General features: G+C 62.5%; 21 protein-coding genes. 19 read left to right on the top strand and 2 right to left on the bottom strand.

All coding sequences use genetic code 11. From position 1 onward, the window contains the following. Nucleotides 1–9: 9 nt before the first annotated feature. From scpA to tolQ, 16 genes are all read left to right on the top strand, one after another. On the top strand, nt 10–2,172 hold the full coding sequence (gene scpA, locus AB3X39_RS00935; protein ID WP_369415479.1) for a methylmalonyl-CoA mutase: 2,163 nt from the start codon (nt 10–12) through the stop codon (nt 2,170–2,172). Nucleotides 2,173–2,202: 30 nt separating this feature from the next. After that, nucleotides 2,203–3,234: a methylmalonyl Co-A mutase-associated GTPase MeaB gene (gene meaB, locus AB3X39_RS00930; protein ID WP_369415478.1), complete on the top strand. Its 1,032-nt coding sequence runs from the start codon at nt 2,203–2,205 to the stop codon at nt 3,232–3,234. Between the two features lie 44 nt (nt 3,235–3,278). After that, complete coding sequence (locus AB3X39_RS00925; protein ID WP_369415477.1) at nt 3,279–4,811, top strand: acyl-CoA carboxylase subunit beta; 1,533 nt, start codon at nt 3,279–3,281, stop codon at nt 4,809–4,811. 57 nt (nt 4,812–4,868) lie between these two features. Further along, the gene (locus tag AB3X39_RS00920) at nt 4,869–6,473 is read left to right on the top strand and encodes a sulfatase-like hydrolase/transferase (RefSeq protein WP_369415476.1); all 1,605 of its coding nucleotides are present in this window, start codon (nt 4,869–4,871) and stop codon (nt 6,471–6,473) included. Between the two features lie 79 nt (nt 6,474–6,552). Then, nucleotides 6,553–8,628: an acetyl-CoA carboxylase biotin carboxylase subunit gene (locus tag AB3X39_RS00915; protein ID WP_369415475.1), complete on the top strand. Its 2,076-nt coding sequence runs from the start codon at nt 6,553–6,555 to the stop codon at nt 8,626–8,628. Between the two features lie 9 nt (nt 8,629–8,637). Further along, a complete protein-coding gene (locus tag AB3X39_RS00910) occupies nt 8,638–9,102 on the top strand; it encodes a VOC family protein (RefSeq protein WP_369415474.1) in 465 nt (154 codons plus the stop codon). A 108-nt stretch (nt 9,103–9,210) separates the two neighbouring features. Beyond that, entirely contained in the window at nt 9,211–11,106 is a 1,896-nt protein-coding gene (locus AB3X39_RS00905; protein ID WP_369415473.1) for a propionate--CoA ligase, read from the top strand. A 36-nt stretch (nt 11,107–11,142) separates the two neighbouring features. After that, a complete protein-coding gene (locus tag AB3X39_RS00900; RefSeq protein WP_369415472.1) occupies nt 11,143–11,484 on the top strand; it encodes a CidA/LrgA family protein in 342 nt (113 codons plus the stop codon). Next, complete coding sequence (locus AB3X39_RS00895) at nt 11,477–12,196, top strand: LrgB family protein (protein ID WP_369415471.1); 720 nt, start codon at nt 11,477–11,479, stop codon at nt 12,194–12,196. Before AB3X39_RS00900 ends, AB3X39_RS00895 begins: the two co-directional genes overlap by 8 nt. Next, nucleotides 12,193–12,627 carry a PaaI family thioesterase gene (locus tag AB3X39_RS00890; protein ID WP_369415470.1) on the top strand — a complete coding sequence of 145 codons (435 nt, stop codon included), beginning with the start codon at nt 12,193–12,195 and terminating at the stop codon, nt 12,625–12,627. Before AB3X39_RS00895 ends, AB3X39_RS00890 begins: the two co-directional genes overlap by 4 nt. Nucleotides 12,628–12,701: 74 nt before the next feature. Further along, nucleotides 12,702–13,790, top strand: a complete 1,089-nt coding sequence (gene ribBA / locus AB3X39_RS00885) for a bifunctional 3,4-dihydroxy-2-butanone-4-phosphate synthase/GTP cyclohydrolase II (protein ID WP_369415469.1) — start codon at nt 12,702–12,704, stop codon at nt 13,788–13,790. A 41-nt stretch (nt 13,791–13,831) separates the two neighbouring features. Further along, nucleotides 13,832–14,296 carry a 6,7-dimethyl-8-ribityllumazine synthase gene (ribH, locus tag AB3X39_RS00880; protein ID WP_369415468.1) on the top strand — a complete coding sequence of 155 codons (465 nt, stop codon included), beginning with the start codon at nt 13,832–13,834 and terminating at the stop codon, nt 14,294–14,296. Next, complete coding sequence (gene nusB, locus AB3X39_RS00875) at nt 14,293–14,826, top strand: transcription antitermination factor NusB (RefSeq protein ID WP_369415467.1); 534 nt, start codon at nt 14,293–14,295, stop codon at nt 14,824–14,826. The genes ribH and nusB overlap by 4 nt, the downstream gene beginning before the upstream one ends. 29 nt (nt 14,827–14,855) lie before the next feature. Continuing rightward, complete coding sequence (locus tag AB3X39_RS00870; protein WP_369415466.1) at nt 14,856–15,998, top strand: serine/threonine-protein kinase; 1,143 nt, start codon at nt 14,856–14,858, stop codon at nt 15,996–15,998. Nucleotides 15,999–16,014: 16 nt separating this feature from the next. Beyond that, the gene (gene ybgC, locus AB3X39_RS00865) at nt 16,015–16,485 is read left to right on the top strand and encodes a tol-pal system-associated acyl-CoA thioesterase (protein ID WP_369415465.1); all 471 of its coding nucleotides are present in this window, start codon (nt 16,015–16,017) and stop codon (nt 16,483–16,485) included. Further along, nucleotides 16,482–17,192: a protein TolQ gene (gene tolQ, locus AB3X39_RS00860; protein ID WP_369415464.1), complete on the top strand. Its 711-nt coding sequence runs from the start codon at nt 16,482–16,484 to the stop codon at nt 17,190–17,192. Before ybgC ends, tolQ begins: the two co-directional genes overlap by 4 nt. Here the strand turns inward: tolQ and rsmI are convergent. Next, a complete protein-coding gene (gene rsmI / locus AB3X39_RS00855) occupies nt 17,189–18,160 on the bottom strand; it encodes a 16S rRNA (cytidine(1402)-2'-O)-methyltransferase (RefSeq protein WP_369415463.1) in 972 nt (323 codons plus the stop codon). The two genes, tolQ and rsmI, sit on opposite strands and share 4 nt — an antisense overlap. 42 nt (nt 18,161–18,202) lie before the next feature. Between rsmI and AB3X39_RS00850 the strand changes: the two genes are divergently transcribed. The 3 genes from AB3X39_RS00850 (at nt 18,203) to AB3X39_RS00840 (ending at nt 19,917) form a co-directional block, all read left to right on the top strand. Continuing rightward, on the top strand, nt 18,203–18,583 hold the full coding sequence (locus AB3X39_RS00850; protein ID WP_369415462.1) for a YraN family protein: 381 nt from the start codon (nt 18,203–18,205) through the stop codon (nt 18,581–18,583). Between the two features lie 62 nt (nt 18,584–18,645). Further along, entirely contained in the window at nt 18,646–19,245 is a 600-nt protein-coding gene (locus AB3X39_RS00845) for a phosphoheptose isomerase (RefSeq protein ID WP_369415461.1), read from the top strand. A 24-nt stretch (nt 19,246–19,269) separates the two neighbouring features. Continuing rightward, complete coding sequence (locus tag AB3X39_RS00840) at nt 19,270–19,917, top strand: BON domain-containing protein (protein WP_369415460.1); 648 nt, start codon at nt 19,270–19,272, stop codon at nt 19,915–19,917. Nucleotides 19,918–19,946: 29 nt separating this feature from the next. Here AB3X39_RS00840 and AB3X39_RS00835 read toward each other — a convergent pair whose 3' ends face one another. Next, nucleotides 19,947–20,840, bottom strand: coding sequence for an NAD(P)-dependent oxidoreductase (locus AB3X39_RS00835; RefSeq protein ID WP_369415459.1), 894 nt, complete (start codon nt 20,838–20,840; stop codon nt 19,947–19,949). Nucleotides 20,841–20,906: the final 66 nt, after the last annotated feature.

Below are 20,906 nucleotides of genomic sequence, written 5' to 3'. Positions count from 1 at the left end.
GAAAGTTCCATGTCCGACGACACCCCCAAGTTCGCCCCGTCCTCTCTCGACCAATGGCACAAGGCTGCCGCCAAATCCGCACCCGGCGGGGACGTCTCGGCGCTGAACTGGATCACTCCGGAAGGCATCACCGTCAAGCCGCTTTACACCGCCGCTGACACCGCCGACCTGCCGTTCGCCAACACCCTGCCCGGCTTCGAGCCCTTCGTGCGTGGCCCGCAAGCGACCATGTACGCCGTGCGCCCCTGGACTATTCGCCAGTACGCTGGTTTCTCGACCGCTGAAGAATCGAACGCCTTCTATCGCAAGGCGCTGGCTGCCGGCGGTCAAGGCGTCTCGGTGGCCTTCGACTTGGCCACGCACCGGGGTTACGACTCGGATCACCCGCGTGTCACGGGCGATGTGGGCAAAGCGGGCGTGGCCATCGACTCGGTCGAGGACATGAAGATCCTCTTCAACGAGATCCCGCTCGACAAGGTTTCGGTCTCGATGACCATGAACGGCGCGGTGCTGCCGGTGCTGGCAGGCTACGTGGTGGCGGCCGAAGAACAAGGGGTGAGCCAAGACAAGCTCTCCGGGACCATTCAGAACGACATTCTGAAAGAGTTCATGGTGCGCAACACATACATCTATGGTCCCGAGCCGTCGATGAAGATCATCGGCGACATCATCGAGTACACGGCGCAGAACATGCCCAAGTTCAACTCGATCTCGATCTCGGGCTATCACATGCAAGAAGCCGGCGCCAACCAAGCGCTGGAACTCGCCTTCACGCTGGCCGACGGCAAGGAATACGTCAAGACCGCGATTGCCAAGGGCATGGACGTCGATGCCTTTGCCGGCCGCCTGAGCTTTTTCTGGGCGATCGGCATGAACTTCTATCTGGAAATCGCCAAGATGCGCGCCGCGCGCCTCTTGTGGACCCGGATCATGAAGGGCTTCAACGCCAAGAACCCCAAGAGCCTGATGCTGCGCACCCACTGCCAAACGTCGGGCTGGAGCTTGACCGAGCAAGACCCGTACAACAACGTGGTGCGCACAACGATTGAAGCGATGGCGGCCGTGTTTGGCGGCACGCAGAGCCTGCACACCAACTCGCTCGACGAAGCCATCGCGCTGCCCACGGCGTTTAGCTCACGCATCGCCCGCAACACCCAGCTCATCATCCAAGAAGAGACCCACATCACCAACGTGGTCGATCCGTGGGCCGGCTCCTACATGATGGAATCGCTGACGCAAGACATGGCCGACAAGGCTTGGGCGATCATCGAAGAAGTCGAAGCCATGGGCGGCATGACCAAGGCGGTCGATTCCGGTTGGGCCAAACTCAAGATCGAAGCCAGCGCCGCTGAAAAGCAAGCGCGTATCGATTCCGGCCGTGACGTGATCGTCGGCGTCAACAAGTACAAGTTGGCCAAAGAAGACCCGGTCGAGATCCTCGAAGTGGACAACGTGGCGGTGCGTGAATCGCAAATCGAGCGCCTCAAGCACATCCGCGCCAGCCGTGACAGCGCGGCGGTGCAAGCCGCCCTCGACGCCCTGACCGCTGCGGCGGCATCCGGCCAAGGCAATTTGCTCGATCTGTCGATCAAGGCGATTCGCCTGCGCGCCACCGTCGGTGAAGTGTCGGATGCGCTCGAAAAAATCTTCGGCCGGCATCGCGCTGACATCCAAAAGGTCACGGGCGTCTACGCCGCTGCGTATGACTCGGCCGAAGGCTGGGACAAGCTCAAGGAAGAAATTGCCGCCTTCGCCGACGAACAAGGCCGCCGGCCGCGCGTCATGATCGCCAAGCTCGGCCAAGACGGTCACGACCGGGGCGCCAAAGTGGTCGCCACCGCCTACGCCGACTTGGGCTTTGACGTGGACATGGGCCCGCTGTTCCAAACCCCCGAAGAATGCGCCCGCCAAGCGATTGAAAACGACGTGCATGCCGTCGGTGTTTCAACCTTGGCGGCCGGTCACAAGACCTTGGTGCCCGCCATCATTGCCGAGCTCAAAAAGCAAGGTGCCGACGACATCATCGTCTTCGCCGGTGGCGTGATCCCGGCGCAAGACTACGGCTTCCTCTATGACGCTGGCGTCAAAGGCATCTTCGGTCCCGGCACCCCGATCCCAGCTTCGGCCAAGACGGTGCTGGATCAGATCCGGGCCAGCGTCGCTGCGGCCTAAAACGGGTTCAGAGGCGCTGTGCGGCCCACCATGCTCCCGCTTGGGGATCAAGCCCTGTGCGACGCCGTGCTGACGGGTGATGCCGCAGCCCAGCGCCGTGCCATGGCCAAGGCGATCACGTTGTTGGAATCGACCCGGGCGGATCATCGTGCTCGGGCCGATGCGTTGCTGACGGCGTTGCTGCCGCACACCGGGCGCTCGTTTCGTTTAGGCATTTCGGGGGTGCCGGGGGTTGGGAAATCGACGTTCATCGAAGCGCTGGGCTTGCACCTGATCGGCCTTGGCCACAAGGTGGCGGTGCTGGCGGTGGACCCTTCGAGCAGCGTCTCAGGGGGCTCGATTCTGGGCGACAAGACGCGCATGGAGCAGCTCTCGGTGCACCCGAGCGCCTACATCCGTCCCAGCCCGTCGAGCGGCACACTGGGTGGTGTGGCTGCAAAGACCCGCGAAGCCATGCTGGTTTGCGAGGCCGCCGGCTATGACGTCGTCATCGTCGAGACCGTGGGCGTGGGCCAGAGCGAAACGGCCGTGCAAAGCATGACCGACATGTACACGCTCTTGCAGTTGCCCAACGCTGGCGACGACCTTCAAGCCCTCAAAAAAGGCGTGATGGAGCTGGCCGATCTGGTGGTGATCAACAAGGCCGATATCGACCCACATGCCGCCACCCGCGCCCAAGCACAAATCGTCTCGTCCCTGCGTCTGCTCGGGATGCACGGCAACCCCGACCATGCCCACGCAGGCACAGCCACCCAACAGCCCAGCTGGCAGCCCCAAGTGATGCAACTCAGCGCCCTCAAAAACGACGGCGTGGATCGCTTTTGGGCCCAAGTGAGCCACTTTCGACACCTGCAAGGCGCCAACGGTCGGCTGGCCACACGACGTCAGCAGCAGTCTTTGGCGTGGATGTGGGACACGATCCACGCCGAGTTACGCCTGCGCTTTGCGCATCACCCGGCCGTGCGTGCTGCGCTGGCCGACACCACCGAACAGGTTCGGTGCGGACATCTGGCCGCTTCGACGGCTGCCCGGCACCTGCTGGGCCTGTCCAGCGCCGCCTGATCTTTCTTTCCTTTTTCAGACGACTCCCCATTCCCGGAGACACCATGCACGACATCAACGTACTGCTCGATAAGAAACGCGCTGCGGCGCGCCTGGGTGGCGGCCAAAGGCGCATCGACGCTCAGCACGCCAAGGGCAAGCTGACCGCACGCGAGCGCCTCGAACTGCTGTTCGACGAAGACACCTTCGAAGAATGGGACATGTTCGTCGAACACCGCTGTGTCGATTTCGGCATGGCCGACACCAAGATTCCGGGCGACGGGGTGGTGACTGGCTACGGCATGATCAACGGCCGCTTGGCCTTTGCCTTCAGCCAAGACTTCACCGTGTTTGGCGGCGCCTTGAGCGAAACCCACGCTGAAAAGATCTGCAAGGTCATGGACCAAGCGATGAAGGTCGGAGCACCCGTGATCGGCCTGAACGACTCGGGCGGTGCACGCATTCAAGAAGGCGTGGCCAGCTTGGGCGGCTACGCCGACGTGTTTCAAAAGAACGTGCTGGCCTCGGGCGTGATCCCGCAGATCTCGATGATCATGGGCCCTTGCGCGGGCGGGGCGGTGTATTCACCGTCCATGACGGACTTCATCTTCATGGTGAAGGATTCGAGCTACATGTTCGTCACCGGCCCCGAAGTGGTGAAGACCGTGACGCACGAAGACGTGACGGCTGAAGAACTGGGCGGCGCTTCCACCCACACCGCCAAGAGCGGCGTGGCCGACTTGGCCTTCGAGAACGACGTCGAAGCCTTGATGATGTTGCGGCGCTTTTTCAACTACCTGCCGCTGAACAACCGCGAAAAGCCCCCGGTGCGCCCGAGCGGGGACCCGGCCAGCCGCATCGACTACTCGCTCGACACCTTGGTGCCAGAGAACCCCAACAAGCCCTACGACATCAAGGAGCTGATCCTCAAGACGGTGGACGACGGCGAGTTCTTTGAGCTGCAACCGGATTACGCCGCCAACATCGTCATCGGCATGGCGCGCATGGAAGGCCAAACGGTCGGCATCGTCGCCAACAACCCGCTGGTGCTGGCCGGCTGCTTGGACATCAAGAGCTCGATCAAGGCCGCGCGCTTTGTGCGCTTTTGCGACGCCTTCAACATCCCCGTGATCACGTTTGTGGACGTCCCCGGCTTCATGCCGGGCACCAGCCAAGAGTACGGCGGCATCATCAAGCACGGCGCCAAGCTGCTCTACGCTTACGCTGAATGCACGGTCCCGAAGGTGACGGTGATCACCCGCAAGGCCTATGGCGGCGCCTATGACGTGATGGCTTCCAAGCACCTGCGCGGCGACGTCAACTTTGCTTGGCCGAACGCCGAAATCGCCGTGATGGGTGCCAAGGGCGCGGTGGAAATCATCTTCCGCGAGGACAAGGGCGACCCGGCCAAGCTCGCGGCCAAGGAAGCCGAATACAAGGCGCGTTTTGCCAACCCGTTTGTGGCGGGCGCACGCGGCTTCATCGACGATGTGATCCAGCCGCACGAGACGCGCAAGCGCATCTGCCGCTCGCTGGCCATGCTCAAGGACAAGAAGCTGGAGAACCCGTGGCGCAAGCATGGGAACATCCCGCTCTGACCTGAGCCGGCACCCCATCGCATGAGACCTTTCTTTCCCTTCCGCCCGAGATCTGCCGTGCAGTCTCTCACCCCGTCGCGCCTGATTTGGCTCTTCACGGTGGTGAACCTGCTGGCCTTCCATCTGCCGCTGCTGAGTTATCTGCGCAGCACCGTGGCGCTGGACAGCACGCTTGGGCTGGGGGTGATGGTCATTTTGGTGTGCTTGTCCACGATGTTGATGTGGCTGGTGCTGGGCGGGGTCAGCCTGCTCTCGCCCCGGCTCATCAAACCCTTGGCGCTGCTCTTCATGTTGATCAACGGCTTGGCGCTCTACGCCATGAACAGCTACCACGTGGTGCTCGACCAAGAGATGATCAGCAATGTCTGGAACACCAACACCGCTGAAGCCACGGCCCTCTTTCACCCCAAGTTGTTGATCTATCTCGCCTTGGCGGGGGTGCTGCCAGCGTGGCTGGCGTGGAAGCTGCCCTTGGCAGCGGAGGGCCGTCTACGACGCTCGATCCACTTGGGGCTGACTTGGGTGGTGGGTGGCTTGGTCGTCTTCAGCCAGTCGAGCGCGTGGTTGTGGATCGATCAAAACGCCAAGGTCGTGGGCGGCTTGATGCTGCCGTGGTCGTATGTCATCAACTCGACCCGGCACCTCTCAGAACAGCACGACGCGCACCGTCAGCTGGAGCCACTGCCCCCGATTGCATGGCAAAGCCCCTCGGCGACCGCCAAGCCCGTCACCGTGGTGCTGGTGATCGGGGAATCGGCCCGCGCAGCGAACTTCTCGCTCTACGGCTACGCCCGCGAAACCAACCCGAAGCTCAAGCAGCGTCAAGCGCAATCACCTGCGCAGCTCCAGGTGCTACCGCTGGCGCAGTCGTGTGCCACCTACACGACCCGCTCGCTGGAGTGCATCCTCGCGCATCAACCCCAAGCCGCCTCGATCACGCACGAAGTGCTGCCCGCTTACTTGAGCCGTTCAGGGCACGTCGATGTGGTCTGGCGCAGCCGCAATTGGGGCGAGCCCCCTATGAGCGGCGTGAACGTGATTCGCGGTGACGCCTTGGCGGCGCTGTGCGTGGCGCCGCAGTGCACGCGGCCCGATCTGGACGACAGCCTGATCGCTGGTCTGGAGCAAGACATGGCACGCGCCGGCCCCAAACGCCAGCTGATCGTGCTGCATCAAGCCGGCAGCCACGGCCCCCAGTACCACAAGAAGTACCCAGCCGACTTTGCCAAGTTCTTGCCCACCTGTGATTCGGTCGATCTGAAGGCATGCAGTGCGGATGCTTTGGTGAACGCCTACGACAACAGCGTGGCCTACACCGACGATCTGCTCGATCGACTGATCAGCACTTTGGAGCGCCAAACCGCGCGCCGCACCGTGCTGATTTACCTCTCCGACCACGGTGAATCTCTGGGCGAAGGCGGCTGGTACTTGCATGGCGCGCCCGACATGCTGGCCCCCAAGGTGCAAAAAGAAATTCCCTTTTTGGTGTGGATGTCGCCGGCGTTTGCCCAAGATTTCCGCGTCAAGCCAGAGCGCTTGAACAGCACGACACCCAACACGCAGGGACGGATCTTTCACAGCGTCTTGGGTGCCTTGGGTGGCCGCAGCCCCGCCTATCTGGCTGAGCAAGACATCTTTGAAGCCCAAGGCTCCCGCCCATGAGCCCCTCCTTTCGAGCCCCCTTTCGAACCCCATTCCGAACCCGAGTTCAAACCTTGCTGACTCCTTTTGAGGCCTGACCATGTTCACGAAAATCCTGATCGCCAATCGCGGCGAAATCGCCTGCCGCGTCATCAAGACCGCTCAGAAAATGGGCATCAAGACCGTCGCGGTCTACTCCGAAGCCGACAAGGACGCCCGTCACGTTGAGCTGGCCGACGAGGCCGTGCTGCTGGGCCCCGCGCCAAGCCGTGAGTCCTACCTTGTGGCCGACAAGATCATTGCAGCAGCCAAGGCCACCGGCGCCCAAGCTGTGCATCCGGGCTACGGCTTTTTGTCGGAGAACGCGACCTTTGCCAAGCGCTGCGAGGACGAGGGCATCGCCTTCATCGGCCCGCGCTACTTCAGCATCGAGGCCATGGGCGACAAGATCGCCTCCAAGAAGCTGGCCAATGAGGCCCAAGTCAGCACCATTCCCGGCTACAACGACGCCATCGACACGCCCGAGCAAGCCGTCGAGATCGCCAAAGGCATCGGCTACCCCGTGATGATCAAGGCCTCGGCTGGCGGCGGTGGCAAGGGCTTGCGCGTGGCGTTCAACGACAAGGAAGCTTTTGAAGGCTTCTCGTCGTGCCGCAACGAAGCGCGCAACAGCTTTGGCGACGACCGCGTCTTCATCGAGAAATACGTGCTGGAGCCGCGCCACATCGAGATCCAAGTGCTGGGCGACAGCTTCGGCAACGTGATCTACCTCAACGAGCGTGAATGCTCGATCCAGCGCCGTCACCAAAAGGTGATTGAGGAAGCGCCCTCGCCCTTCATCTCGGACGCCACCCGCAAAGCCATGGGTGAGCAAGCCGTGGCGCTGGCCAAGGCGGTGAAGTACCAAAGCGCGGGAACGGTGGAATTCGTGGTCGGCAAGGACCAAGACTTCTACTTCCTGGAAATGAACACCCGCTTGCAAGTGGAGCACCCGGTCACCGAATGCATCACCGGCCTGGATCTGGTCGAGCAGATGATCCGTGTGGCTGCGGGCGAAGCGCTGAGCATCAAGCAAGAAGACGTCAAGCGTGAAGGCTGGGCGATCGAGTGCCGCATCAACGCTGAAGACCCGTTCCGCAACTTCCTGCCCTCGACCGGGCGCTTGGTGAAGTACCAACCCCCGGCAGCGGATCTGGAGCAATCGATCCCGACCTTGCAAGGTCCGGCCTATGCGGGCAACAACTTCGGCGGCGTGCGGGTCGATACCGGCGTCTATGAAGGCGGCGAGATCCCGATGTTCTACGACTCGATGATCGCCAAGCTGATCGTCCACGGCCGCGACCGCCATGAAGCGATTGCCAAGATGCGCGAAGCCCTGAACGGCTTTTTGATCCGTGGCATCAGCTCGAACATCCCCTTCCAAGCGGCCTTACTGGCGCACCCGAAGTTTGTGACGGCCGAGTTCAACACCGGCTTCATCGCTGAGCACTACAGCAAGGGCTTCAAGGCCGAAGACGTGCCGCACGACGACCCGCTGTTCTTGGTCGCCCTGGCCGCTTTCGTGCGCCGCAAGGCCAGAGAGCGCGCCGCTGGCATCAGCGGTCAACTGCCGGGTCACGGCGTCAAGAACACGCCTGACTTTGTGGTCGTGGTCTTGGGCGAAGAAGGCAACAACGTCTATCACGACGTCAAGGTCAGCAGCTACGACAACAGCACCGGCTCGGCCAATGTGCTGGTGGGCGACAAGACCTACGCCATCCGCAGCCACACCAAACTGGGCGAAGCCCTGATGACCGGCCTGTGCAACGGCGCCCCCTTCAGCGCCCAAGTCGAACGCGGCCAAGGCAAGCGCGCGCTGGCCCTGCGCGTGGCGCACAACGGCACGCAGATCGAGGCCTTGGTGCTGTCGCCGCGCGCTGGCTCGCTGATGAAGCTCATGCCCTACAAGGCACCGCCCGACACCAGCAAGTCGCTGCTCTCGCCCATGCCGGGCCTGCTGGTCAACATCGCCGTCCAAGTCGGTCAAACCGTCCAAGCCGGCGAACGCTTGGCCGTGATCGAAGCCATGAAGATGGAAAACATCCTCACCGCCCCCCAAGACTGCAAAGTCGCCGAAGTCCTGGCCAAAGTCGGCGAAAGCCTGACCGTGGACCAACCGATCCTGCGTTTCGAGTGAGGCCCCGCCATGCGCAACAAACCTTTCAAGATTTTGGGCATTCAGCAGATCGCCATTGGCGGGCCGGATAAGCAGCGGTTGAAGACGCTGTGGGTGGATATTTTTGGCTTGGCGGTCAAGAGCACTTTTGTGTCGGAGCGCGAGAACGTGGATGAAGACATCTGCGCGCTGGGCCATGGGCCGACGGCGGTGGAAGTGGATTTGATGCAGCCGCTCGACATCGAGAAAAAGCCAGCCGTGCATGCCACCCCGCTCAATCACGTCGGTCTGTGGGTCGATGATTTGGCCAAGGCGGTCGAGTGGATGAGTGCCAACGGCGTGCGTTTTGCGCCGGGCGGCATCCGCAAGGGTGCAGCGGGTTTTGACATTTGCTTCATCCACCCCAAGAGCAACGACGAGTTCCCGATTGGGGGCGAAGGCGTGCTGATTGAGCTGGTGCAAGCGCCAGCGGACGTCATCGCAGCGCTGGGTTGAGGTGGATGACGACGGCCCGTGACAGGGCTTCGTCAGTCCCATCGCATCCAATGACCGGCTCGCCCGAAGAGGCTCGAACCGTCTTTTTTATCCTTTCAGGAGACATCCATGAACTACGCTGAGTTTCACCGTCGCTCGATCGAAGATCGCGACACTTTCTGGGCTGAACAGGCTGCGCTGATCGACTGGCACAAGCCGTTTGATCACGTGTGCGATTACAACAACCCGCCGTTTGCCAAGTGGTTCGCCGGTGGTGAAACCAACCTGTGCCACAACGCGGTGGACCGTCACTTGAAGGACCGCGCGGACCAAAACGCGCTGATCTTTGTTTCGACCGAAACCAACACTGAAAAGACCTACAGCTTTCGCGAACTGCACCAAGAAGTGCAGCGCTTTGCCGCGATCTATCAGTCGCTGGGCGTCAAAAAGGGCGACCGCGTCTTGATTTACATGCCGATGATTGCTGAAGCGTGCTTCGCGATGTTGGCCGCGGTGCGGATCGGCGCGATCCACTCGGTGGTGTTTGGCGGCTTCGCCAGCCACTCGCTGGCCAGCCGCATCGACGACGCTGCGCCCACGGTCATCGTCAGCGCCGACGCTGGCATGCGCGGCGGCAAATCGGTGCCCTACAAGCACTTGCTCGACGAAGCCATCAACCTCTCGACCAGCAAACCGGCCAAGGTGGTGATGGTCAACCGTGGTTTGGCCGAGTTCCCCAAGGTGGAAGGCCGTGATGTCGATTACGCCGAACTGCGCGCCCAGCACATGGACACCGTGGTGCCTTGCGAATGGGTCGATGCCTCGCATCCGAGCTACATCCTGTACACCTCCGGCACCACCGGCAAGCCCAAGGGCGTGCAACGCGATACCGGCGGCTACACCGTGGCGCTGGCGGCGTCGATGAAGCACATCTACATGGGCGAGCCGGGCGAAACCTATTTCTCGACCTCCGACATCGGCTGGGTCGTGGGCCACAGCTACATCATCTACGGTCCCTTGATCGGCGGCATGGCCACGATCATGTACGAAGGCCTGCCGACCCGCCCCGACGCGGGGGTGTGGTGGAGCTTGGTCGAGAAGTACAAGGTCACCGTGATGTTCTCGGCCCCGACGGCGGTGCGCGTCTTGAAAAAGCAAGACCCGGCTTTCCTGACCAAGTACGACCTCTCTAGCCTGAAGGCGCTGTTCTTGGCCGGTGAGCCGCTCGACGAGCCGACCGCCAAGTGGATCGCTGAAGCCTTGGGCAAGCCGATCGTGGACAACTACTGGCAGACCGAAACCGGCTGGCCGATCATGGCGGTCTGCAACGGCGTTGAGAAGGCCCCGAGCAAGTTTGGCTCGCCCGGCAAGGCGGTCTACGGCTACGACGTCAAGCTGATCGACGAGACCACCGGCGAAGCCATCACCGAGCCGAACAAAAAGGGCGTGGTCGCCGTCGAAGGTCCCCTGCCGCCGGGCTGCTTGCAAACCGTGTGGGGCGACGACAAGCGGTTCGTGAGCACCTACTGGACCAGCATCCCCGGCAAGACCATGTACTCGACCTTCGACTGGGGCGTGCGTGACGAAGACGGCTACTTCTACATCTTGGGTCGCACCGATGACGTGATCAACGTCGCCGGTCACCGCTTGGGCACCCGCGAAATCGAGGAAAGCATCTCCAGCCACCCGGCAGTGGCCGAAGTCGCCGTGGTCGGTGTGGCCGATCAACTCAAGGGCCAAGTCGCCATGGCGTTTGCCGTGGTCAAGGACGCCAGCCGCATCGCCACCGCCGACGAAGCCCGCAAGCTCGAAGCGGAAATCTTCAAGGTGGTCGATGGCCAGCTCGGCGCGGTCGCCCGTCCGGCCCGCGTGCGCTTCGTCACCACCCTGCCCAAGACCCGTTCGGGCAAGGTGCTGCGGCGAGCCATCCAAGCGGTCTGCGAAGGCCGTGACGCCGGGGATCTGACCACCATGGAAGATCCGGGCGCGCTCATGCAGATCAAAGATCTGGTGACCCCGAGCTAAGCCGCTCACAGTCGCCCGCGCCTCACCTCTCGCCTCATGCAAGCCCTGCGTGGTTTTGCCCTGCTCTTGGTCTTCCAGACCTTGGGCGAAGTGTTGACCCACGCCTTGGGCTGGCTGATGCCGGGTCCGGTGCTCGGGCTGGTGCTGCTTTTTGCCGCCCTGTTCTGGGCCCCGCTGCGCGAGCCCATCGAAGCGGCGGCGCAGGTGCTGCTGGCGCATCTGTCGCTGCTGTTCGTGCCCGTGGGGGCCGGCGTCATCATGCACACCGGCTTGCTGGCTCAGTACGGCCTGCAACTGGTGTTCACCATCGTGATTTCGACGGCCGTCGGCATCGCAGTCACCGCGTGGGTGCTCCAAGCCCTGTTGCGCCATGAATGAAGTCGCCCAACTCTGGGTCTATCTCGCCTCCAGCCCGCTCTTTGGCCTGAGTGCGACCTTGGTGGCTTATGTGCTGGCGCATGCGCTTTTTGTGCGCTTGGGCTCACCGCCTTGGGCCAACCCGGTGCTGGGTGCGGTGCTGATCCTCAGCGTTGTCCTCAGCCTGACCCACACGCCCTACCGCACCTACTTTGCGGGGGCGCAGTTCGTCCACGTGATGCTGGGCCCGGCTGTGGTGGTGATGGGCTGGCCGCTATGGCAACGGCGCACGGAGCTGCGCCGCCGAGGCTTCTTCCTGCTGATCGCCGCCTTGCTCGGCGGTGCGGCCGCCACGCTCAGCGCGGTGCTGATCGGCAGCTTGTTTGGCCTCGATAGCAGCGTGCTGCGCTCCTTGGCGCCCAAATCGGTCACCGCTTCGGTGGCGATGGGCATTGCCGAGCACATCGGTGGCATCCCCGCCTTGGCCGCAGCGTTTGTGCTGATCACGGGCATCAGCGGCGCGCTGATCGGCAAATATTTGCTCGACGCCATGCACATCCACGACTGGAGCGTGCGCGGTTTCGCCTTGGGCAACGCCGCCCACGGCATCGGCGCCGCCCGCGCCATGCAAGTCCACCCCGACGCCGGGGCCTACGCCGGCCTCGCCCTCAGCCTCCAAGCCCTGCTCTCCTCCATCCTGATGCCGTGGCTGGTGCCGCTGTTGATGCCATGAACTTCCCCGTCCACATTCCCTTCATCGAGTCTCTCGGCTTTGAGTTGCTGCGTTTCGAGGCGGGTGAGGCGGAGATCGGTGTGAACGTGGTTGAAACGCAACTCAATTCTTTTGGGGTGGCGCACGGTGGGTTGTGCATGACGCTGCTGGATGTGGCGATGTCGCACGCAGCGCGCAGCCTGAACCGGGATCAACCGGAAGGGGGCCCCGGCGTGGTGACGGTGGAAATGAAAACCACCTTCATGCGCCCCGGTGAAGGGCGCCTGCAGGCGGTCGCCCGGGTGCTGCATGCCAGCAGCACGCTGGTGTTCACGCAGGGCGATGTTTTCAACAGCAGCGGCGCGCTGTGCGCGCATGCCACCGGCACCTTCAAGTATTTGCGCAAGCTCCCGACCACGGATCGAGCCCTGCGAGCGTTGCAGCGGCGATAAACAGACACCTTTGTTAAGGGCGTGGAGAACGTCTGGGTACGCCTGTGAGTCCACCCCCGCCTACAATTCGCGGCATGTCAATTTCTCCTATCCCAGAACTGGTTGCCGAGCTTGCAGCCGGACGCATGGTCATCCTTGTGGATGAAGAAGATCGTGAAAACGAGGGCGACTTGGTGATGGCGGCCGACCGCGTCACGCCCGAGGCGATCAACTTCATGGCCAAGCATGGCCGAGGCCTGATCTGCCTGACGCTGACGCGTGAGCGCTGTGAGCATCTGCGCCTGCCGCCGATGGCGCCGCGCAACGGCACCAAACATGGCACGGCCTTCACGGTATCCATCGAAGCCGCGACTGGCGTGACCACCGGCATCTCGGCCGCCGACCGGGCGCGCACGATCCAAGTGGCGGTGGACCGCGCCAGCACCGCGGCTGATCTGGTGCAACCGGGTCACATCTTCCCGCTCCAAGCCCAAGACGGCGGCGTGTTGATGCGTGCTGGTCACACCGAAGCGGGTTGTGATTTGTCGCGCATGGCCGGCCTGAAGCCCGCCGCCGTGATCTGCGAAATCATGAGTGACGACGGCACCATGGCTCGCCTGCCCGAGCTGATCGTCTTTGCCAAAACGCACGGCTTGAAGATCGGCACCATCGCCGACTTGATCACCTACCGCAGCCGCAACGAAACGCTCATCGAACGCCTGTCGCAGCAAAGCCTCAGCACGCCCTGGGGCACGTTTGAGTGCCAAAGCTTCCGCGACCGCAGCGGCCAGGTGCATCTGGCCCTGACCCAAGGGACATGGACAGCCGAGGACGACGTTTTGGTGCGCGTCCATGAACCGCTGTCGGTGCTGGATTTGCTCGACACCGCCAGCCACCGCCATTCATGGCCGCTGCCGCAGGCGCTGCAAACCATTCAAAACGAAGGCCGGGGCGTGGCGGTGCTGCTCAACTGTGGCCGCGACGCCGAGGCCCTGCTGGGCCAACTTGCGCCGGCCATGGCAGAACCCCAACGCTCGGGCGTGGACCTACGCACCTACGGTGTGGGTGCCCAGATCCTGCGCGAACTGGGCGTGCGGCGCATGAAGTTGATGAGCAATCAACTGCGCATGCCCAGCATGACGGGCTACGGCTTGGAAGTGACCGGCTTCTTACCTGCGGCCTGAACGCAACACCGACAACAACGATTTGAACTTGGGAGCCTGAAATGTTGAAAGCCGATAAAGGTCAGAGCGTCCATCTGAGCGGCAAGGGCTTGTCGATTGCCGTGGTGCAAGCACGCTTCAATGCCGGCATCACCGATCGCATGACCCAGATCTGCCGCGCTGAACTCATCTTGCTGGGTGTGAAAGAGCGGGACTTCAAGCTGGTCACGGTGCCCGGAGCCTTGGAAGTCCCCATCGCCTTGAAGGCCCTTGCCGACAGCGATGACTACGACGCGCTGATCGCCATCGGCTGCATCATTCGCGGCGAAACCTATCACTTCGAACTGGTTGCCAACGAGAGCGGCTCGGGCGTCACCCGTGTCAGCCTCGACTACGGCATCCCGATCGCCAACGCCATTCTCACCGTCGAAGACATGGTGCAGGCTGAAGCCCGTGTTGAAGAAAAAGCCCGTGACGCGGCTCGCGTGGCCATCGAAATGGCCAATCTGCTGGAAGAACTGACTTGAACGATACCCTCTCCCCCGCCACCAGCGCCACGAACGCCGCTAACACCGCCAACGCCGCCCCTGAGGCCAAGAAACGCCCGGAACGGCCCAAGTCATCGCGTCGGCGCTCGCGCGAGTTCGCCCTGCAAGGCCTATATGAATGGCTCGTGACGCGCTCCGAAACCAGCGTGATCAGTGCCCACATGCGCGAACAAGACGACTTCGGCAAATGCGATGCCGCGCACTTTGACGCGTTGCTTGAAGGCTGCATCGCCCAAGCCCCCGAGCTTGAAGCGCTGATGCGCCGTCACATCGACCGACGTCTCCAAGACCTCTCGCCGGTCGAACACGGCGTGCTTTTGATCGGTTTGTTTGAGCTGCAAAACTTTGTGGCCATTCCATACCGAGTGGCCATCAACGAAGCGGTCGAACTGGCCAAGGCCTTCGGCGGCACCGACGGCCACAAGTACGTCAACGGCGTGCTCGACCGCACCGCTGCCGATCTGCGGCCCGAAGAAGTTCAGGCGCAACGCCAGCAACGCGGCGGCTAAAAACACCCCACCGCTCGCCGCCCTTGGTCATGCTTCAATCCTCCAAGCAACCCTTGCATGATCGTTCCGACGACGATGTGGGGGAATCAACCCTGCCCGGCGATCTTGAGCCGATGCATGGCGTGGAGGCCACCAGCATGGCCGGGACCGAGTCAATCTGGATCGGGCACACCGACAGCGACACGGCCCATGCGCCCGAGCGCGTGGTCGCTCTGCCCACGGTGGGTCACATCGGGCGCTACCAGCTCAAATATCACTTGGGCAAAGGCGGTATCGGCACGGTCTGGGCGGCGTATGACCCTTTGCTTTCGCGCCTGATCGCCATCAAAACGGTACCGCTGGATCTGCCACAACAAGATCTGCGGCGCATCAATCCGCAGTTCTTGGGCGAAGCGCGTGCAGCGGCCAACATGAGCCACAAGCACATCGTGACGGTGTTCGATGCTGGCCTGAGCCCCGAAGGGGCCTACATCGCCATGGAGCTGCTCAACGGCAAGGACTTGGCGCAGATGTTGCGCCTCGGCTGGCGTCCCACGCCGGTGGAGTCGGCGCTGATTGTGCGCCGCATTGCCGACGCCTTGGCCTACGCCCACAGTCGAGGGGTGATTCACCGCGACATCAAGCCGGGCAACATCTTTATGGTTGGGCCTTCCAAACCGCTGGTGCTCGATTTCGGCACCGCCAGCGTGGCGCACCGCAGTGAGGTGGGCGAGCCGGTGTTTGGTTCGCCCTACTACGCATCGCCCGAACAAATCCAAGGCCTGAGCACCGACCCGCGCACCGACGTTTATTCGCTGGGCATCACGTTTTACGAACTCCTCGGCGGCGAAAAACCCTTCACAGGTCGCTCGCTCGACGACATCATCGCCTCGGTGGTTCATGGGCATCCACGGCCTTTACAAACCATCGATCCGAACTTGCCGCATGACTTGATTGCCATCGTCCAAAAGGCGATGGCGCGACACCCGGAGCAACGCCACGAAAGTGCCGCCATGCTTTCGAAAGAAATCCGGCATTGGTTGTCGTCGCACCCCGTGAAAACCGAAGCTCCAGCAGACAAGTCCTCGAAGAAAACAGCGTTCTCGGCGCGTAACTACCTGAGCTTGGCAGCGATGGCTGGGCTCGGTGCGGCGGTTGCAGCGGCCGTGATGGCCTTGATGCAGCGGCATTGAAGAGAGGGTCCCGTCCTTGCCCCATCGCCTGTCCCATCGCCTGCATCCCCGTTTATCGGCGGATTTCAGTTGCCGAATTCGCATTTATTGGGAAGACACCGACGCTGGCGGCGTGGTGTTCTACGCCAACTACCTCAAATTCTTCGAGCGCGCCCGCACCGAGTGGCTGCGCAGTGCTGGTTTCTCGCAAGAAGCCTTGCGCCACGACAGCCAACGCATGTTTGTGGTGTCTTCGACCGAAGTCCGCTACCTCGCCCCGGCACGGCTCGACGATGAAGTCGATGTCAGCGTGCGCGTGGTGGAGATGGGCCGAGCCAGCTTTCTCATCGATCAGCAAGCCCGTCGGGGCGAGACCGTGTTGGCCGAAGGGCGGATTCGGGTCGGCTGTGTCGATGCCCTGAGCTTCCGCCCTGCCCGCATGCCCCGCGCCCTGATCGACGCCCTGCCCCTTTTACCCGACCCCCACGTTCCTCAAAGCGCACCATGAATCAGGACCTGAATATCCTGCACCTCGTCACCCAAGCCAGTTTTGTTGTCCAGCTGGTCATGGGCATCTTGCTCAGTGTCTCCGTGGTCAGCTGGACGGTGATCATCAGCAAATTTGTCGGCCTGAACCGGGTCCGCAACAGCAACGAAAGCTTCGAGCGCGAGTTCTGGGGCGGCAGCAGTCTGCAAGAGCTCTACAGCAGCAGCGAACACAACGCCGAAGAAGGCAAAGGCGCGCCGGTGGAGCGCATCTTCACGGCCGGCATGCGTGAATTCCTCAAGCTGCGTGAGCGGCGCATCAGCGACAGCGGCGCGTTGCTCGACGGGGCACGCCGCGCCATGCGGGCCAGCTTGCAGCGCGAGATGGATGTGGTCGAGTCGCGCTTGTCGTTCCTCGGCACCGTCGGCTCGGTATCACCGTACATCGGCTTGTTTGGCACCGTCTGGGGCATCATGCACGCCTTCACGGGCCTGTCGAACCTGCAACAAGTCACCTTGGCCACCGTCGCTCCGGGCATCGCCGAAGCGCTGGTCGCCACCGCCATCGGCCTGTTTGCCGCCATCCCGGCCGTGATCGCCTACAACCGCTTCGCCCACGACATCGACCGCATCGCCATGCAGATGGACACCTTCATGGAAGAGTTCTCCAACATCTTGGCGCGCAACATCGGTCAAAGCAGCGCAGGCACCGCCTCGGCCCAGCGTTAATCCTCCGCAGCATCCTCGGCTTGGCGCAGCTCAAGGGCGCGGGCGTAGAGCGCCTTGCGCGGCTGAGCACTCAGCTCAGCAGCCAGATCGACCGCTTGGCGCAGGGGCAAAGCCCCCAACAGCGCGCCGAGCAGCTTCTCGGCCGCCGCCTGAGCCGGCAGCTCAGCATCCACCGGGCTTTGGGCATGCAGCACCAGCACAAATTCTCCGCGCCGATGATCCGCATCCTCGGCCAGCCAAGCCGGGCCCTGTGCCGCCGGCAAGGTGTGGATTTGTTCGAACTGCTTGGTCAACTCTCGACACAGCGTGACGCGCCGCTCGGGCATGTGCTCGGCCAAGGCTTGCACGAGGGTCTCGATGCGATGCGGCGCTTCAAAGAGCACCGTGGTCATCGCTTCCAGCTGCAAGCGCTGAATGGCTTGGCTGCGCTCGGCACCCTTGGGCGGCAAAAAGCCCACAAAGCGGAAACCGCCACCGCTCTTTTCGCCCGCTGAGCCGATATCGCCCGCCACCGACAACGCGGTCAAGACACTGCTCGGCCCCGGCAAAGGCACCACGTTGAACCCGGCCTGACGCACCGCCGCCACCAGCCGAGCGCCTGGATCAGACACCGCAGGCGTGCCGGCATCACTGACAAAAGCGACCCGCTCGCCCAAAGCCAGCCGTTCGATGACGCGCTCAGCCGCTTGGCTTTCGTTGTGCTGATGCACCGCCATCAAGGCGGGTGAGACCCCCAGACGATGCAGCATCTGACCCGTCACCCGGGTGTCTTCGCAAGCGACCGCATGCACGGTGGCCAAAACATGGATGGCGCGCAGACTCAAGTCGGCAAAGTTACCAATCGGCGTGGCCACCACGTAGAGCGTTGCCAAGGGGTACTGCTGCCCTCCGGCCGCAAGCTGCGCAGCTTGCAAAAGAACCGATGAGGGCACAGATACGGGCACGGATGAAGGCAACGTTGAAGACATGGCGTGGGTGACTGAGAACAATGCGTGAAAAGGGAGGCCGAAATGCCAACATCAGGAACAACCACCAAAGCTTGGGGCGACGCTGCCGAGACGCGGGCGCTGGCTTATTTGCAAGCCCAAGGCTTGGCACTGGTGGCGCGCAATTATCGAGTCGCGGGCGGCCCTTCAAGGCGCGGCGGTGAAATCGATTTGATCATGCGTGAGCGCGATGGCACCTTGGTCTTCGTCGAAGTCCGCCAACGCCGCTCCAGCGATTGGGGCGGCGCCGCTGCCAGCGTCACCGGTGTCAAACAGCGCCGGCTGATCCGCGCGGCACAGCATTATTTGCTGCGTCTGGCGGTCTGGCCCCCATGTCGCTTTGACGTCATCGCCATGGAAGATGAGACCCTTGAATGGCTCAAAGCGGCCTTTGACGCTCGATGAAAGCCGCGCAAAGAGGGCCAAAGTCAGCGGCAAACCCCTCGGGCTCGAATATCATCGCGCCCATGCTCGAACAACGCATCCAGCAGCAGTTTTTTGACAGTGCTGATCTCAAATACGCCGCCGCCGAAGCCATGACACGGCCTTTGGCTCAAGCGGTTCATGTCATCCTCGAAGCCATCACCAACGGCGGCAAAGTGCTGGCCTGCGGCAACGGCGGCTCGGCCGGCGACGCGCAACACTTCGCAGCCGAGTTTGTCGGCCGCTTCGAACGCGATCGCCCCGGCTTGGCCGCCATCTCGCTGGTCACCGACACCTCGATCCTCACGGCGATTGCCAACGACTACAGCTTTGAGCAGATTTTTGCCAAACAAGTCCACGCTCTCGGCCAACCGGGCGATATCTTGCTGGCCATCAGCACCAGCGGCAACTCGCCCAACGTGCTGGCCGCCATGGACGCCGCCCACGAGAAAGAGATGACCGTGATCGCCCTGACCGGCAAGGGGGGCGGGCACATGGGCGAACGCCTGTTTGAAACCGATATTCATCTGTGTGTGCCCCACCAACGCACCGCCCGCATCCAAGAGGTTCATCTGTTGACCCTGCACTGCCTGTGCGACGGTGTGGATACCTTGTTGCTCGGCGACGAAGACGGCGACGCCTAAGAGAACTCCCTTTCCTCCCACCCCATGCAAAGCTCCCAACCAGCCCACTCTTCCCTGATTCTGGGCATCACTCTTGCGGCAAGTTTCGTGCTTGGCGGATGCACCGCACCGCTGATGCTGGGAACCGCCTTGTTTGGTGGTACCGCGTGGATCATGTCGGACAAGCGCACCCCCGGTGTCCAACTGGAAGACCACACCATCGAGATCAAGGCCTACAACCGAGCGATTGAACTCATCGGTGACAAAGGGCATGTGGTGGTCACCAGCTTCAATCGCCAAGTGCTGTTGACCGGCGAAGTTTTCAACGAATCCGACAAGCGGGCGGTGGAACAAGCCGCTCGACGCGTGGACAACGTGGCCAGTGTCAACAACGAACTTGTCGTCACGTGGCCCAGCTCTTCATCGGAGCGCTCCAACGACATGATGTTGGCCACCAAAGTGCGGGCCACCCTGATCGATGCCAGCAATGTGCCCTCCCAAGCTTTCAAAGTGGTGGTGGAGCGCGGGGTGGTTTATTTGATGGGCCGGGTCAAGGCCGCAGAAGCCAACAAGGCCACCGAGCTGACCCGCAACATTGCGGGTGTACGCAAGGTGGTGCGACTGCTGGACATTGTGGCCCCCGATCCAGCCGATCCGGCCTTGCTACCACCGCGACCCACCGCACCGTACTGATGCGGGGTCTTGAGGTCCCCGGCCAAGGATCAGCGTAAGCGCCGGATCAAGCTCGACGTATCCCAACGTCCTCCGCCCAAGGCTTGGAGGTCGGCGTAAAAACGGTTGACGATCTCGGTCACCGGCAAGGCTGCACCGTTGCGCTGGGCCTCATCGAGCACGATGCCCAGATCCTTGCGCATCCAGTCCACTGCAAAACCAAAATCAAAGCGGTCCGCCAGCATCGACAAGCCCCGGTTGTCCATCTGCCAGCTCTGCGCAGCGCCTTGGCCGATCACGCCCAGCACTTGGGGCATGTCCAGTCCGGCCTTCTCACCAAAAGCCAAGGCTTCTGAGAGCCCTTGCAACAGCCCAGCGATGCAGATTTGGTTGACCATCTTGGCCAACTGCCCACTGCCGCTCGGGCCCACGTGGGTCACTGCCCGGGCGTAACACGCCAACACGGGCTCCACACAAGTAAAGGCCTCGGCCTCGCCACCACACATCAGGGTCAGAAGACCCTTTTCGGCCCCCACTTGCCCGCCCGACATGGGAGCATCCATGAAAGCGATGCCCAAGGTCTGCGCTAGCCCGTGAAGCTCACGCGCCACGTTGGCCGACGCTGTGCTGTGATCAACGATCACGGCCCCGGCTTTCAAACCCGCAAAAGCACCCTCGGGCCCGAGCAAGACCGAGCGCAGATCGTCGTCGTTGCCGACGCACGTCATGAGGACATCGGCGCCCACCGCAGCTTGGCGCGGGGTGTCAGCAACCGTCGCAGGGATCTCACCCACACCCTGATACGCCTGCTGCCAAGCTTGCGCTTTGGACCATGTGCGGTTGTAGGCTTGGACCCGGTAGCCGTGGCGGACCAGATGACCCGCCATCGGGCCACCCATCACACCCAAGCCGATGAAGGCAACAACTTTGTTCTGTCCCGCCATCACACCAACCTCAAGTCGTCCAGACTACGACCACTGCCCGTACTACTGCCACTGCCGGATTTGGTA

Origin of the sequence: Leptothrix ochracea (genome assembly GCF_041083635.1) — a bacterium.
GTDB lineage: Bacteria > Pseudomonadota > Gammaproteobacteria > Burkholderiales > Burkholderiaceae_C > Sphaerotilus > Sphaerotilus ochraceus.
This window is presented reverse-complemented; position numbering and strand designations above follow the sequence as displayed.

Bases quoted from the DNA above. Each gene is read 5' to 3' on its own strand.
- scpA (WP_369415479.1), top strand. From the start codon at position 10: ATGTCCGACGACACCCCCAAGTTCGCCCCGTCCTCTCTCGACCAATGG.
- meaB (WP_369415478.1), top strand. From the start codon at position 2,203: ATGCTCCCGCTTGGGGATCAAGCCCTGTGCGACGCCGTGCTGACGGGT.
- AB3X39_RS00925 (WP_369415477.1), top strand. From the start codon at position 3,279: ATGCACGACATCAACGTACTGCTCGATAAGAAACGCGCTGCGGCGCGC.
- AB3X39_RS00915 (WP_369415475.1), top strand. From the start codon at position 6,553: ATGTTCACGAAAATCCTGATCGCCAATCGCGGCGAAATCGCCTGCCGC.
- AB3X39_RS00910 (WP_369415474.1), top strand. From the start codon at position 8,638: ATGCGCAACAAACCTTTCAAGATTTTGGGCATTCAGCAGATCGCCATT.
- AB3X39_RS00905 (WP_369415473.1), top strand. From the start codon at position 9,211: ATGAACTACGCTGAGTTTCACCGTCGCTCGATCGAAGATCGCGACACT.
- AB3X39_RS00900 (WP_369415472.1), top strand. From the start codon at position 11,143: ATGCAAGCCCTGCGTGGTTTTGCCCTGCTCTTGGTCTTCCAGACCTTG.
- AB3X39_RS00895 (WP_369415471.1), top strand. From the start codon at position 11,477: ATGAATGAAGTCGCCCAACTCTGGGTCTATCTCGCCTCCAGCCCGCTC.
- AB3X39_RS00890 (WP_369415470.1), top strand. From the start codon at position 12,193: ATGAACTTCCCCGTCCACATTCCCTTCATCGAGTCTCTCGGCTTTGAG.
- ribBA (WP_369415469.1), top strand. From the start codon at position 12,702: ATGTCAATTTCTCCTATCCCAGAACTGGTTGCCGAGCTTGCAGCCGGA.
- ribH (WP_369415468.1), top strand. From the start codon at position 13,832: ATGTTGAAAGCCGATAAAGGTCAGAGCGTCCATCTGAGCGGCAAGGGC.
- AB3X39_RS00870 (WP_369415466.1), top strand. From the start codon at position 14,856: ATGCTTCAATCCTCCAAGCAACCCTTGCATGATCGTTCCGACGACGAT.
- tolQ (WP_369415464.1), top strand. From the start codon at position 16,482: ATGAATCAGGACCTGAATATCCTGCACCTCGTCACCCAAGCCAGTTTT.
- rsmI (WP_369415463.1), bottom strand. From the start codon at position 18,160: ATGTCTTCAACGTTGCCTTCATCCGTGCCCGTATCTGTGCCCTCATCG.
- AB3X39_RS00850 (WP_369415462.1), top strand. From the start codon at position 18,203: ATGCCAACATCAGGAACAACCACCAAAGCTTGGGGCGACGCTGCCGAG.
- AB3X39_RS00845 (WP_369415461.1), top strand. From the start codon at position 18,646: ATGCTCGAACAACGCATCCAGCAGCAGTTTTTTGACAGTGCTGATCTC.
- AB3X39_RS00840 (WP_369415460.1), top strand. From the start codon at position 19,270: ATGCAAAGCTCCCAACCAGCCCACTCTTCCCTGATTCTGGGCATCACT.
- AB3X39_RS00835 (WP_369415459.1), bottom strand. From the start codon at position 20,840: ATGGCGGGACAGAACAAAGTTGTTGCCTTCATCGGCTTGGGTGTGATG.